The sequence below is a fragment of the Streptococcus sp. HCA-5024 genome, assembly GCF_037890265.1.
GTDB classification, from domain to species: domain Bacteria; phylum Bacillota; class Bacilli; order Lactobacillales; family Streptococcaceae; genus Streptococcus; species Streptococcus lingualis.
The window spans coordinates 154,447-168,034 of the sequence record NZ_JBBKBR010000004.1 but is presented as its reverse complement, the minus strand read 5'-3'; the positions used below and the strand labels follow the sequence as shown (position 1 = coordinate 168,034).

General features: G+C 42.5%; 15 protein-coding genes. 2 read left to right on the top strand and 13 right to left on the bottom strand.

Features of this window, described 5'->3' with window-relative positions; all coding sequences use genetic code 11:
* Nucleotides 1-209: 209 nt before the first annotated feature.
* The 3 genes from WKT08_RS07785 to WKT08_RS07775 all read right to left on the bottom strand — a co-directional run bounded on the left by WKT08_RS07785 (nt 210) and on the right by WKT08_RS07775 (nt 4,330).
* Entirely contained in the window at nt 210-1,787 is a 1,578-nt protein-coding gene (locus WKT08_RS07785) for an ATP-binding cassette domain-containing protein (RefSeq protein ID WP_003016812.1), read from the bottom strand.
* 396 nt (nt 1,788-2,183) lie between these two features.
* On the bottom strand, nt 2,184-2,828 hold the full coding sequence (locus WKT08_RS07780; RefSeq protein WP_003002091.1) for an HAD family hydrolase: 645 nt from the start codon (nt 2,826-2,828) through the stop codon (nt 2,184-2,186).
* Between the two features lie 209 nt (nt 2,829-3,037).
* Nucleotides 3,038-4,330 (bottom strand): adenylosuccinate synthase, encoded by a 1,293-nt coding sequence (locus WKT08_RS07775; protein ID WP_070587805.1) that lies wholly within the window; start codon nt 4,328-4,330, stop codon nt 3,038-3,040.
* Between the two features lie 319 nt (nt 4,331-4,649).
* On the opposite strand from WKT08_RS07775, the gene hslO reads away from it, so the two are divergent.
* Both hslO and dusB read left to right on the top strand, forming a co-directional pair.
* Nucleotides 4,650-5,522 (top strand): Hsp33 family molecular chaperone HslO, encoded by an 873-nt coding sequence (gene hslO, locus WKT08_RS07770; RefSeq protein WP_070587802.1) that lies wholly within the window; start codon nt 4,650-4,652, stop codon nt 5,520-5,522.
* Nucleotides 5,509-6,486 (top strand): tRNA dihydrouridine synthase DusB, encoded by a 978-nt coding sequence (gene dusB, locus WKT08_RS07765; RefSeq protein ID WP_003012894.1) that lies wholly within the window; start codon nt 5,509-5,511, stop codon nt 6,484-6,486. The genes hslO and dusB overlap by 14 nt, the downstream gene beginning before the upstream one ends.
* 37 nt (nt 6,487-6,523) lie before the next feature.
* Here dusB and WKT08_RS07760 read toward each other — a convergent pair whose 3' ends face one another.
* The 10 genes from WKT08_RS07760 to WKT08_RS07715 all read right to left on the bottom strand — a co-directional run bounded on the left by WKT08_RS07760 (nt 6,524) and on the right by WKT08_RS07715 (nt 13,588).
* Nucleotides 6,524-7,210: a YoaK family protein gene (locus WKT08_RS07760; RefSeq protein WP_070587799.1), complete on the bottom strand. Its 687-nt coding sequence runs from the start codon at nt 7,208-7,210 to the stop codon at nt 6,524-6,526.
* 239 nt (nt 7,211-7,449) lie between these two features.
* The gene (locus WKT08_RS07755; protein WP_045759986.1) at nt 7,450-7,785 is read right to left on the bottom strand and encodes a hypothetical protein; all 336 of its coding nucleotides are present in this window, start codon (nt 7,783-7,785) and stop codon (nt 7,450-7,452) included.
* 10 nt (nt 7,786-7,795) lie between these two features.
* Entirely contained in the window at nt 7,796-8,338 is a 543-nt protein-coding gene (locus WKT08_RS07750; RefSeq protein WP_070587796.1) for a DUF6773 family protein, read from the bottom strand.
* A 17-nt stretch (nt 8,339-8,355) separates the two neighbouring features.
* Nucleotides 8,356-8,550: a helix-turn-helix transcriptional regulator gene (locus WKT08_RS07745; protein WP_021154050.1), complete on the bottom strand. Its 195-nt coding sequence runs from the start codon at nt 8,548-8,550 to the stop codon at nt 8,356-8,358.
* A gap of 315 nt (nt 8,551-8,865) precedes the next feature.
* The gene (locus WKT08_RS07740) at nt 8,866-9,642 is read right to left on the bottom strand and encodes an NUDIX domain-containing protein (RefSeq protein WP_070587793.1); all 777 of its coding nucleotides are present in this window, start codon (nt 9,640-9,642) and stop codon (nt 8,866-8,868) included.
* A complete protein-coding gene (gene pnuC, locus WKT08_RS07735; protein ID WP_070587866.1) occupies nt 9,643-10,425 on the bottom strand; it encodes a nicotinamide riboside transporter PnuC in 783 nt (260 codons plus the stop codon).
* 10 nt (nt 10,426-10,435) lie between these two features.
* Nucleotides 10,436-11,497, bottom strand: coding sequence for an AAA family ATPase (locus tag WKT08_RS07730; protein WP_070587790.1), 1,062 nt, complete (start codon nt 11,495-11,497; stop codon nt 10,436-10,438).
* 164 nt (nt 11,498-11,661) lie between these two features.
* Nucleotides 11,662-12,396 carry a hypothetical protein gene (locus WKT08_RS07725; protein ID WP_070587786.1) on the bottom strand — a complete coding sequence of 245 codons (735 nt, stop codon included), beginning with the start codon at nt 12,394-12,396 and terminating at the stop codon, nt 11,662-11,664.
* Between the two features lie 318 nt (nt 12,397-12,714).
* Complete coding sequence (locus tag WKT08_RS07720) at nt 12,715-13,122, bottom strand: DUF4430 domain-containing protein (RefSeq protein ID WP_031576755.1); 408 nt, start codon at nt 13,120-13,122, stop codon at nt 12,715-12,717.
* Nucleotides 13,100-13,588 (bottom strand): hypothetical protein, encoded by a 489-nt coding sequence (locus WKT08_RS07715; protein ID WP_049498182.1) that lies wholly within the window; start codon nt 13,586-13,588, stop codon nt 13,100-13,102. The genes WKT08_RS07720 and WKT08_RS07715 overlap by 23 nt, the downstream gene beginning before the upstream one ends.

The following is a 13,588-nucleotide window of genomic DNA, read 5'->3' as shown; positions in this document are numbered from 1 at the left end:
GATTATTATGAAAAAGTTTAGGAGGTTTAAACAAAGTTAGGAGGTCTTTGTTTATGCTTCTAGTATAGCTGGCCTATCTTAAATAAAGCTTAAGTTCTCTGAGTATTGATGATTTTGGAAATATCACCACTTAGAATCTCAAAAATATCTGACAAATTGCTGGCTTACTACTATCCGCTTTGTCGCAGAACCAACTATTGTGGCATCGCTCATCCTTTACGTAACTCAAGGATTTGGTCATAGCGCTCTTCTTCATCAATATGATGGGCTATTTCTAGTACCGTGATCGGCAAAGAAAAGATTAGGTCTCTAACCAGACGACTATTTTTTTCGTCCAAAGCTGATGTCACTTCGTCCGCTAATAAAATATCCTTCTCGCGTAAGAGAAAACGAGCCAACTCTAATCTGACACGCTGACCTCCTGAAATGTTTTCACCATTATTATGAATTTCTACATTCAAAATATCCTGAAATTCATCTATTAAGCCAACTCGGTCCAATACCTCCAATAATTCATGGTCCTGAAAAGGCTGACCAAAAGTTAGATTATAGCGGATAGTATCGTTAAACAGGAAGGGATGCTGGCTAATTAAACCGATATTCCCTTGGAAATGACTCGTTATTTGATTTCCATCATACTGAACGAAAATGTCACCCTCATCACATACTTCTTCTCCTAAAATCAAGCGAAAAAGAGTCGTCTTTCCAGACCCGCTCGGTCCTTTGATTAAGACCTTCTGACCTACTGAAATCGTCGCCGTCAAATCAGAAAAAAGCTGACGTTCAGCAAAACTTTTTGAAATATGATTTAAGCGCAACGATTCGAGATTTTCAACAAATTGATCCTTTGTCTCTTCGAAATCAGGTTCTTCCTCGATAATCTTAAACAGGCGGTTCGCAGTCGGCAAGGCACCTTGGAGATTGGCTGCACTGTACATCAGAGTTTGGATCGGTTCTACCAGCATCCCCGCAGCAACATACATAGAGATGAGGCTTGTAATAGAAATAGAATTTCCCTGTAAACTCAAATAAAAGCCTAAAGCAAGAGGAACAACCTGACTAAAAAAGACCATAAATCCATTAAAGAAAAAAATAATATTATGTGTGAAACAAAATCTTTGGATGGCTTTTTGATATTCTCCGTTTAAATCATTCACGCGCTCTTCATTCAGCCTCATGGCCTGATTAATCCGTAAGGTTTGGCTGCCTTGCATACTATCCGAGACAAGCCCATGTAATTTCGTTCTAAGCTTGGACCAGCTGTCTCCCGAATCTTGTAAACGACGATTCATGATGAACTGAGGAATAGGTCTCATAATCGTAAAAATGACAAAAATAAGTCCTAAGAGAAAATTTTGTGAAACAATATAAATGGCTGTAACAAGGGCGACAAATCCCCAACTCACCATAACATTTATATTTTCCAAATAATTATCGCCCACATATTCCATATCTTGAGTTAGCAGACTAACTTTTTCATCATTGGAAAATTTAGGATTCAATATGACTTTCTTAAATAAAAGGGCACGGACACTTTTGTTGATTTCTCTTCGGAATATATTGTGCGAATAGTTTGAAAACAGCATCAGACTATAAATAACAAGATAGACAGACAAACCAAATAAAACAAAATTGAGAATTTTTCCATAAGAAAGGCCGTCTTGATCTAACTTCAAGGCCTTCGTTAAAATCAGAGGTTGCGCCAACACCAAACCACTATTCACAATACGACCTAAAAAAATAGGAAAAAGATACTTCTTATCAATGTACTTATAAATATTTCTCATAATTATCATCCATCAAAATAGAGGGCTAGCACAACCCTCTTCTCTAATTTATTTAAAATCGTGATTATTTACAATCACAATTATAGTTAAATACTCTAGGTTTAGCATTCATTTTGTCATCGAATTTGTTATTCACTTTAACCTTCATGATATCTTCCTTTCTAGTCCACATCTAAAATGTCATTATTCGTAAGAAAAAATGAATGATTGGTTTTAGTATTAAAATACAACGTACCATCATCAGTACTATATTTTAATATATATCGTGACAAATTCATATTATCACCTCTTAATCTGTGTGACTTAACCTACAGTAAGTGTACACCGATAGAAATATTAAATCAAGCAATATTCAGCAGATTAGAAAAGTTCCAACTTTTAATATTTTGGAAAAGGTTATCCTATAAAAGCTGCAATTTCGCCAACTTCTTGAGCAATATAGGTGGCGCCGGCTTCTTCCAATTCTTCCCTGCTTCCAAAGCCATAAAGGACACCGATAGAATCAAGCTTTTGCGCTTGAGCGCCAAGCACATCGTGCTCCCTGTCTCCAATCATGATGGTATGCGCCAAATCTGTAATCCCATTTTGCTCCAAGGCATACTGGATAACATCGCTTTTTTTACTACGTTTTCTATCCATGGTCGCACCAGCGACAAAGTCAAAATAATCATACAAACCAAAGTGTTTGAGAATTTGAATGGAAAATTCTTCAGGCTTTGACGTAGCTACAATCAACTGTTTGCCAGCCTGCTTGAGAGAAGCCAGCAAGTCAGGAACGCCTAGATAGACCTCATTTTCATAAAGGCCTTTTTCGGAAAAATACTCATGATAGTAGTCAATGGCCTTTAAACATTCTTCCTTAGAAAATCCATAAAAGCGCTCAAAAGACTCCTGCAAGGGCGGACCGATGAAAACTCTCAATGCTTTCTTGTCTGGCACTTGAATCCCATATTTTCCTAAGGCATAGGCCACCGAGTTGGTAATCCCTAGTTCTGAATTGGTCAAGGTGCCGTCTAGGTCAAATAAAATCGTTTGATACATTTTTTCCTCTTTCTGCTTTCAAAAAGAGGCTGGGACAAAAGTCCTAGCCTCTCAATTGTCTTTGGATTGTCGAGCAAGACGCAGTGGTTGAGTGGGCTCTACTACGCTGATTTCATCAGCTTTTACAGCCCTACTCAACTGTGCGGAGGTGGGACGATGAAATCGAATTCTAACGAATGACCGATTTCTGTCTCACTCTCTTTTTTAAATTATTTACTTGACCAGACACTTTCAAGGATATTGGTTTGGTCACGATCTGGTCCGACTGAGAAGGTTGAAATGCGCACACCAACCAATTCACCGATCCGGCGGACATAGTTGCGGGCATTTTCTGGAAGCTCATCCAAGTGGCGCACACCGGTGATGTCTTCTGACCAACCTGGCAATTCTTCATAGATTGGTTTGCAACGTTTGAGTTGCTCCAAGCTGGCTGGATAGTGATCAATGCGTTCGCCATCTAAGTCGTAGGCCACACAGATTTTCACTGTATCCAAGCCTGATAGAACGTCGATCGAGTTCAAGCTTAGGTTAGTAATTCCTGAAACACGACGGCTATGGCGCATGACAACTGAGTCAAACCAACCGACACGACGTGGACGACCTGTTGTTGTCCCATACTCATGACCGACTTCACGGATCCGATCCCCCACTTCATCAAAAAGCTCCGTAGGGAATGGTCCATCACCAACACGGCTGGTATAGGCTTTACATACACCGACAACCTTGTCGATCTTACTTGGGCCGACACCTGATCCGATGGTCACCCCACCTGCAACAGGGTTTGATGAAGTAACAAATGGATAAGTTCCTTGGTCGATATCCAACATAACCCCTTGGGCTCCTTCAAAGAGCACGCGCTTGCCGTTATCCAAAGCATCGTTCAAGATGACAGAAGTATCGGTTACATATTGTTTGATTTGTTGACCATATTCATAGTATTCTTCGAAGATATCGTCAAATGAAAGAGCCTCTGCATCATAGAGTTTGGTAAATTGACGGTTCTTTTCTTCCAAGTTGATACGAAGTCGTTCTGCAAAGACGTCACGGTCCAAAAGGTCCGCAATCCGGATTCCCACACGCGCTGCCTTGTCCATGTAGGCTGGGCCAATCCCTTTAATCGTCGTTCCGATCTTGTTGTCTCCTTTAGATTCTTCTTGGAGACGGTCCAATTCGATATGGTAAGGAAGGATAACATGGGCGCGGTCTGAAATGCGCAAACTGTCCGTTGTCACACCTTCTTCATGAAGATAAGCCAACTCTTTGACCAATGATTTAGGGTTGACCACCACGCCGTTTCCGATGACAGAGATCTTTTCAGGGAAGAAGATACCAGAAGGAATCAAGTGCAACTTGAACTTTTTGCCGTCGATTACGATGGTGTGCCCGGCATTGTCCCCACCTTGATAGCGAGCAATGACTTCTGCATTGGCTGATAGGAAGTCTGTAATCTTCCCTTTTCCTTCATCACCCCATTGGGTTCCTACTACAACAACTGATGTCATAATTCTTTTTCATATACCATAGATAGTTGCCTATCTATGCCTTTCTTCAAACTAAGGGCAGGAGTCTCACCTGCAAGTTTGTCTTACACTCTATTATAAGCAATTTTTAATGTTTTTTCAAGATCCACTCAGCTATCGTTTATTTTTCTCCTTCCTTTTTAAACCAACTTCTCTATGAAACTCGTCTTTTACTTGGAAATTGCTTCTTTCTAAAAATAACGTTCGGAATTTTCTTTTCTTCCTGTCCTTCTTCTGAAACGACTGATTTTCGGAATTCTCCTTGTCCCCACTTTGCTTGATTTGTGCTAAAATAGTAGGTATGGACAAAATTATTAAAACTATCTCAGAAAGCGGCGCTTTTCGTGCCTATGTACTAGACAGTACAGAAACTGTACGAACAGCCCAAGAAAAACATCATACACAAGCTAGCTCCACGGTCGCACTTGGCCGTACCCTCATTGCCAGTCAAATCTTGGCAGCAAACGAGAAAGGAGATACTAAAATTACGGTCAAAGTCCTTGGGACTAGCTCACTCGGAGCCATCATCACCGTGGCAGACACCAAGGGAAATGTTAAAGGCTACGTACAAAATCCTGGAGTGGATATCAAGAAGACAGCAACTGGTGAAGTCCTGGTGGGACCATTTGTCGGAAACGGAGAATTCCTGGTCATCACTGACTATGGTACGGGCAATCCTTATAACTCCATGACCCCTCTTGTCACAGGTGAAATCGGAGAAGACCTGGCCTTTTATCTGACGGAAAGCCAACAAACACCTTCTGCAGTTGGACTCAATGTTCTGTTGGATGACGAAGACAAGGTCAAGGTGGCTGGTGGTTTCTTGCTTCAGGTCTTGCCAAATGCCAAGGAAGAAGAAATCGCGCGCTTTGAAAAACGCATCCAAGAAATGCCTGCTATTTCAACACTTTTGGAATCTGAAGATCATATTGAAGCTCTTCTTTCTGCTATCTATGGGGATGAACCTTTCAAACGCCTCTCTGAAGAAGAACTTCGCTTCCAGTGCGACTGCAACCGTGAGCGCTTTTTGAACGCTTTAGCAAGTCTGCCAGCTAGTGATCTAGAAGAGATGAAAGATGAAGATCACGGTGCAGAGATTACCTGCCAATTCTGCCAAACACACTACCACTTTGACGAAAATGACTTGGAGGAACTCATTCGTGACAAATCTTAATACGCCATTTATGATCGGGGATGTCGAAATCCCTAACCGTACCGTCCTAGCCCCAATGGCCGGAGTGACCAACTCAGCTTTCCGGACCATTGCCAAAGAACTGGGGGCAGGGCTCGTTGTGATGGAAATGGTCTCTGACAAGGGAATCCAGTACAACAATGAAAAGACGCTTCACATGCTCCATATCGATGAAGGAGAAAACCCTGTATCGATCCAACTCTTTGGAAGTGACGAAGATAGCCTGGCACGCGCAGCTGAATTTATCCAAGAAAATACCAAGACCGATATCGTCGATATCAACATGGGTTGCCCGGTGAATAAAATCGTCAAGAACGAGGCTGGTGCGATGTGGCTCAAGGACCCAGACAAGATCTACTCCATCATCAATAAGGTTCAATCCGTCCTCGATATCCCCCTCACTGTTAAAATGCGGACGGGTTGGTCGGATCCTTCCCTAGCAGTTGAAAATGCCCTTGCTGCTGAAGCCGCAGGTGTCTCTGCCCTCGCCATGCATGGACGGACTCGAGAGCAAATGTATACGGGTCATGCGGACCTTGAGACCCTTCACAAGGTTGCACAGGCCCTAACTAAGATTCCATTTATCGCGAACGGAGATATCCGTACGGTTCAAGATGCCAAACAACGGATCGAAGAAGTCGGTGCTGATGCGGTCATGATTGGTCGCGCTGCTATGGGCAATCCTTATCTCTTCAACCAAATCAATCACTACTTTGAAACAGGAGAAATTCTGCCTGATTTGACTTTTGAAGACAAGATGAAGATCGCTTACGAACACTTGAAACGCTTGATCGATCTCAAAGGTGAGCACATTGCCGTTCGTGAATTCCGCGGACTTGCCCCTCACTACCTTCGTGGAACCTCTGGCGCAGCCAAACTCCGCGGAGCCATCTCGCAAGCTAGCACTCTAGCAGAGATTGAAGAACTTCTTCAATTAAAAGCATAGGAACACAAAAAACAGGACCTCGCATGAGGTCCTGTTTTTATAGATTATCTGTTTGCAGGCCGAGTTGTTTGACTCTGGCGGTGTAGTAGGTCATGATCAAAAAGAGGTTCACTGTGATCAGCCAGATGGCCCATTGGTGAATGAAATGCATGAGGATGGCGACACTAATAGCTCCCGCAACAAAGCTTCCAACAACAATCCCGTAATTCATCGCCTGTCTGCGATACTCGACCAAATTCCCCTCACCTCGAGCGATTCGGTACAAGGCTGTCAACATCTTGCGGTAATTACCGGAAGTCATAAAGATCACATAAGGGTGGTTTTCAATCAAGCTCCCTGTAAAGGTCAACATCATCATCCCTGTTCCAAAAGCAATAAAGGGGACTTCGATGGGCGGTATAACAGATACCAAGGGAATTAGAAGCGTCACCACAAATAAAGGAAGCAACATCTTGGTCCGCCAAAAGGCTGTCTTGCGATATTCTTTGATATGGAGGGCAACCAGAAAGCCGATCGAGAAAAATATAATAGATGAAAAACGCATGATGGTATTTTCAACACGAGGATCGTGCCAATCAGCGATAAGGAGTAAGAGGTTCCCAGTTTGTGTTGCGACCAAACTCCGGTAGTGCATGTGGCAAAAGACATCGAGACCTCCTCCGATAAAACCAAGCAGAGCCCCCATCAGTCGTGTATTTTGTGGTAAAATTATTTTTTCTTCCATAGTCTTGTCCCTTGTGGTTTCAATTATTTTTATTATACCACTTTGCACCATAGCTGAGTATTGAAAATCAATCACAACCACTCATCAAACAAGTGGTTTACATCAAGATCATCAATAATTAGAGTTTTCCTATCACAGTATAGTGCTAAGAGAATCCTAATTCATAACTTTCGTAGTTCGTGAAAGAAAGTTCAAAATAAGTCCGTTGTCCTATCTTCTTTTTTCATGGTAGTGACCTCTTAAAAACATTGTTTGCCTTCTTTAAAGAGTTGATAGAGAGTATAGATATAAATGAGACTAAAAATAATACAGATGGTTAGAAATAGGAGATATCTCCAATCCATAGAATTCGTTATCAGTTGTGGGAGAGATACGAGGATAAAGCAGAGAGATGCGTTCAAGAAGCGTATTTTTTTTGATGTGATTTTCTGAAATCTTTGTCCCTTATTCAAGACTGGAAGAACTAAAAGGAAAATGATCAGAAAAGGACGCGTAACTTGGCCATAGACTAGGAAAAAGGTAACAAAGATGCTAACTAAAATATGACTGAAGATTAAAGTTTGTAATGATTTCATAAGCTTCCTCCTAATCGTCGTCTTGATCATTTTTGGCTTTTCGAATGCGAAGCCAGACGATAATTTGCATCACCAATCCGAAGAAGAAAGCTGCGAAAAGGATTGATATAAAATGACCTAGATTGAAAAGATAGGTAAAATAGTTCTTGCTATTATCCGTTAAGACATTGAGAAGTGGTATTCCAAAGAACATAAAAACTCCATAGAGCAGACCAGCTTTAAGACCAGGGTAGCGCAATTGTTTGCTTTCTTTTTGGCTCAACATATCAGGATCAATAGCAGTAATACCTGTTTTTTTAGTTTGAGTGCTGACATAGATAGCACAAACCATAGAAACCAGAAGGATAATGATTGGATAACCAAAAGCGACAACCTGAGGATACTTATAAGCAAGGACAAAGGGAATGAGATTGCCAAATATCATCAGGTAAAAGAGGACCATAAAGACCTTATTTCCAATGCGATCTGCCTCGCGTCGTTTGTGTTCATCAAGTGGTCCAGAAATGCCATATGTGCGTTTAATCAGTTTTTCAGTAAAAGTTTCTTGTTTCATTTTCTTTTTCCTTTTTGTTAAAAATCATCTTCCCAAAAGAGACTATTAAGGTCTGTTTGGAGGGTACGAGCGAGATTGAGACAGAGTTCCAGGGTCGGATTGTACTTGTCGTTTTCAATCATGTTGATGGTTTGCCTTGAGACACCGATATCCTTAGCAAGTTCGAGTTGAGACATGCCCAATTCCTTGCGGAATTCTTTCACACGGTTCATGTTTCCTCCTATTCAATGAATGTCGCATATATTTGACTATAGTATAGTATTCTGAATATAAAATGTCAACTATTTTTGACATATTTTTAAATATTTCTTACTAGAACAAAAAAATGAGGCTGGGACAAAAGTCCTAGCCTCTCAATTATTTTTGGATTGTTGAGCAAGACGCAGTGGTTGAGTGGGCTCTACTACGCTGATTTCATCAGCTTTTACAGACCCACTCAACTGTGCGGAGGTGGGACGACGAAATCGAATTCTAACGAATTACCGATTTCTGTCCCACTCTCATTTCCGGAAAGAACGCGACTCTACCTACTGTTTTAAGCGATAGGTCTTGCGCGGTTTTTTCTTAGGTACCCGCTTGACACCCACTTCTTCCACGAATTCTCCGAATTTTACGAGGAAGTTATTGCTAACGATGGGGCGTCCTGGATTGATCAGGTTAACCAACTCCGTCGCTTCATAGACGGTGAAGGGCTCCTCTAACAGATAGAGGAAGGTTGGATTCCAATCCAGACGCCCCTGAATCCGCTTGATCGATTCTTGAATAATCTGGTAGTGGTCAAAGGCAAAATCAGAAGCAGCTAAGGGTTCTCCATCAAGCAAACACTGTGACTGTTTGAAATCGACATCGAGAAAAACGACTTCCTTGGCATCGTCCCCTGCGTGGGCTAAGTCTACTGCTTCTGCTGGCAGATAGACCAGATGGGCAATGGTAATGACCCAGCCTCTGGGGTCCCGCCCAGGGGTGGAAACGGTCATGAGCTGCTCCACCTTATTCACTGGCAGATCGAGCCCAACTTCTTCTCTGACTTCTCGGATGCAGGCATGGGTCGCATCTTCATCCTTGTTCACAAAGCCCCCCACCAAGGCGAGGCGGTGTTGATAAGGGTGGGCCTTGCGGCGAATGGCTAAGAGCTTGAGCTTGCCTTCAACAAAACAGTAAGCTACCATGTCCGCTGTGACACTTGGAGTTTCATAAGTCGGCAGGTCTTGCTCCTTGTACCACTTGAGAAAGTCTGCTTCACTAGCGGCCGTCTCAAAATACTCTTTCTCCGTCATTCCTGCTGGAATTGAGAGACTTGCCATCTAAGCCACCTCCTTCTTGAGGGCTTTGGTCCATTGGTACCAGCCCACTAGACTATTGAGGGTGTAAACCCAGTACATCCCTTGAATGTGAAGACTCTGATCCCACCAGAGATAGATACTAAAGACGTTGGTCGCAATCCAGAAGATCCATTGCTCCCGGTAAAGGCGGGTCATTAGGAGCTGGCCGACCCCATTGGTCGCATCGGTGATACTATCACGGAAAGGGCGAGCGCTATGGATACTCTGATACGCGAAGCCCATACCAATCCAAATCACAGCACACAAGGCCAAGTAGCGCATCCACTCAATCAAGTTCAATTTCTTGGCTTCAAAGTGAGATTCTTCGACCTTACCTTGATCATTGATCCGATTAGAGAGCCAAACATAAAGGCCGATTGGTTGCATGATGAAGAAATAAAGAGTTGTCAGAACTTCCCCGTAGAAGTTCTTATTGAGGGCTAAAACGAGGTAGATCGCTGAATTCACTGCTCCAAAAAGGTAGTTACTCGCACGTCCTTCGGCAACCAGGATAACACAAACAATGCCTGTCCAAGAGGCAAACAGTCCCAGCCAATCATGCTGTCCTGTCCGATTGGTCCATTCTAAGAAGAAGGGAACACTGGAAAGAAGCAGGAGATAGATCCATTGAAAGGCTGTGCGTCCTACAAAAAGGTCCTTCCACAGGAGTTTCATAATATTGACAAAGCCTTGCTTTTTCGCTTCTTGGTGAACATTTCTAAAGTCTTGGCTAAAAGTTGCGAATTTTTCAGATAGGTTTTTCATAAGCTGCTCCTTAGTCGGCTTGGTAGATGGCATCGATCACCTTCTTGGCTTCTTCGTAGTTGCCGAGGTAGTCTGATGCGAGGAAAGTAGTCGGAATGTTTCCTAGGTATTGCTGGCGCAATTGGTCCAGGTAATTTGAAAAGCTGGTGCGGATCTTTTCATCAGCCATGGTCATATCTCGGAAACCATCATTGACATAAGAGCCGATCGGCTGTACAAAGAGGATCAAATCCCATTTTTCTTTGGACAAAATACTAACAAAGAGGTTGTCAAAGGTATCGGTCATGCTGGTATCCTGGCCTTCGACTTCCATGTAGTAGTCGTAGTAACCCTTGGTCACCAGGGAATTGGTATCTGCGATGACTAGGCCTCGATTGGCACTACTATCGATGAGCTTAGAGGTTTGATCATACTGTCCTAAGAGTAGGTAATAGTAATCTTTTGGCGTGAGCTCATCATCTCGAACATTGTTCTTGATCTGGTATTCACGTGCATACTCAAGACTAACAGGTGCATCGTAAAAGCGAGCCAAGTCCTTTGCAAGGGTCGTTTTCCCGTTGCTGGCGCTCCCCATGATCAAGACTTTTTTCGTGAACTGGCGACGGAAGGGCTGGGCAATGTATTTCCAGTATTTGCTTGGATTTTCCCGGATCATGGTAGCAGAGATCCCAAAGCGACGCTCTTCTAAGTGAACTTCAAACCCTCTAGCTTCCAACTCTTCCTTATAGGCTTTCTCCCCTACATAAAAGATCAACTCTTCTGTCTCTGTTTGATACTGGATGGTGTCAAGGGCTGTTTGTAACCAAGGCTCCCAGCCCAAAGGATAACGAGGAAGTTCTGTCTCATCTAGCTTATAGACTTGGGTCAACTCATCATTAGAGAAGGCTTCGCGGATATAACGGAAGCGTTTTTGTAAAGTCAACCCGACTTCTTCGCCACGATCCCCTTCATAACCAGATACGATGACACGAACGCGATCACACTGACGCTTGGCCCGCTGGATCAGGTCAATATGCCCTTGATGAAGAGGCGCAAAGGTTCCAAAAACCAGGGCAATTCTTTCTTTTTTCATATGAACTCCTTTTTATAATTTTTTATAAATAGATTTTCTTTATGTTTTTATTATAAACTATATTTTCCATCTGTCAATAGTTTTTTATAAAAACATATATTTTTCTTCAAACCAACAAAAAAAGATCTGAAAAGAGAAGCTTATCCTTTCAGATCTTTCGAATTTTATTCACGAGTGAGGGAGTGGCTGACACCGTCTTTCAAAACCGTCACACTAGATACAGAGCCATCTTTTCCAACTACGATATCTAGAGTAGCCGCAGACCCATCGCCTGCTGAGAGATTAGCATGGTAATGGCCATCATCCAAGGTATAGTTATAAGCACTGATACCATAGGCTACGGGTTGGCCCCCAGGAAGTTGGATGGTCACTTGACCACCTTGGCCAATAGTGACTCCAGTGTCGCGTTTGTCAGACCAATTCCCAGCTGCTGCAGAGAAATCCCCTGCTGCTACAGAATAGACTCCCTTGTATTGGGCATTCTCCGTAGCAGAAGCTTGCTTCTTAGCATGGGCATGACCGTCTTCTAGACTTGGCAATTTTGCTTTCGCTGGTGTTGCTGGAGTGGCTACTTCTTTTGTTTCTTTTGTTTCTTTTGTTACGGGTGCTGCTGGTGTTGCTTCTTTGGCTGGAGCAGGTGTTTGACTAGCTGCAGCTTGGTTATTTTTGCTACCAACAGTATGACTTTCTTCTGATTTGCTATCAGAGGATGAAGAGGCAATCGGATCTTTACTAGTGATCACTTTTTTCTTAGAAGAAGAACTTGTTTGTTTAACCAGACTGGTCTTTGAACTACTTGCTTCTGTTGTCTTTTCTTCTTTATTCCCGCCACAAGCTCCTAGGAAAAGACTAGCTGTCAAAGCTAGGGCTGCTAGGGAAATGATTTTTTTGTTTTTCATAACAGAACCTCTTTTTGTAACATTTGTAATATTTTGTAACATTATTGTAACACTGTTATATGAGGCTGTCAATAGTTTCTCAAATATTTTTCTAATTTGAAAGAAGTTTTAAGTAAGTTCTAAACTTTAGCAAAAAAGAGGCTGGGACAAAAGTCCTAGCCTCTCAATTATTTTTGGATTGTCGAGCAAGACGCAGTGGTTGAGTGGGCTCTACTACGCTGATTTCATCAGCTTTTACAGCCCTACTCAACTGTGCGGAGGTGGGACGACGAAATCGAATTCTAACGAATTACCGATTTCTGTCCCACTCTCTCCTCATTATTTATACACTTCTTGATAGAATTCGATCTTATCCCCTTTTTTAACGGTGGTTTCAGCAGCACCTTTTGGAGCCATTTCGCCATTGATCTTGTACATCCAGTAAAGACCTTTTGCTTCATCTTGGCTGTGACCGTCAATCGAGGTGATCATGCCATTTTTTTCTTCAATCTTGTAGTTGGCTTTGAGCACTTTCATAAGGTTGCTCTCTTCTGCTACTTTCAAGGTTTTCGATTGCGCTTTTTGACCTTCTGGCGTCACGCTAATCGTAATCGAAATTTCGTTTTTCTTGGCAACTTCTGCGCTAGAAGCAGTTGTTTGATTGTTTGTACTATGAGACGGAGCGCAACTCGCTAAAAGAAGAGCTGCAAGTAAGGTCATCAAGCTAGAAATAGTTTTTTTCAACATAAAATCTCCTAAAGATTTGATAGATAATGGGATAGAAAATGATCGTCGACAGAGCATGGGCAAGGTTAAAACTAAAACCATTGACCAAAGCATAGGTCCACCAAGGAATATGGTATATCAAGGCATAAACACTATCGATCAAGACCCCATAAGCAAAGGACAGTAGGCCCACAAAAAGTATCTGAAGGACAAAGGGCAACCACTTGTAACTGATGCGCCAAATGAGCATCAAACAGCCAAAGGCGACAATCTGAAAGAACACAATCAAGCTCATCCCCAGGAAAAAGGCGGAGACAAACATGGTGATCATCATCACAAGAAAAGCAAAGCTATACCCTTCAAATATCACCAAGAGAAAAAAGATAGCAGAAATCGGTTGGACATTTGGGAAAGGGGCAAAAGCCTGACGTAGAGCGACACAAAGGGCCGCCAAAAGCGAAATACGGGTTAATCGCTGAAGCGTCAT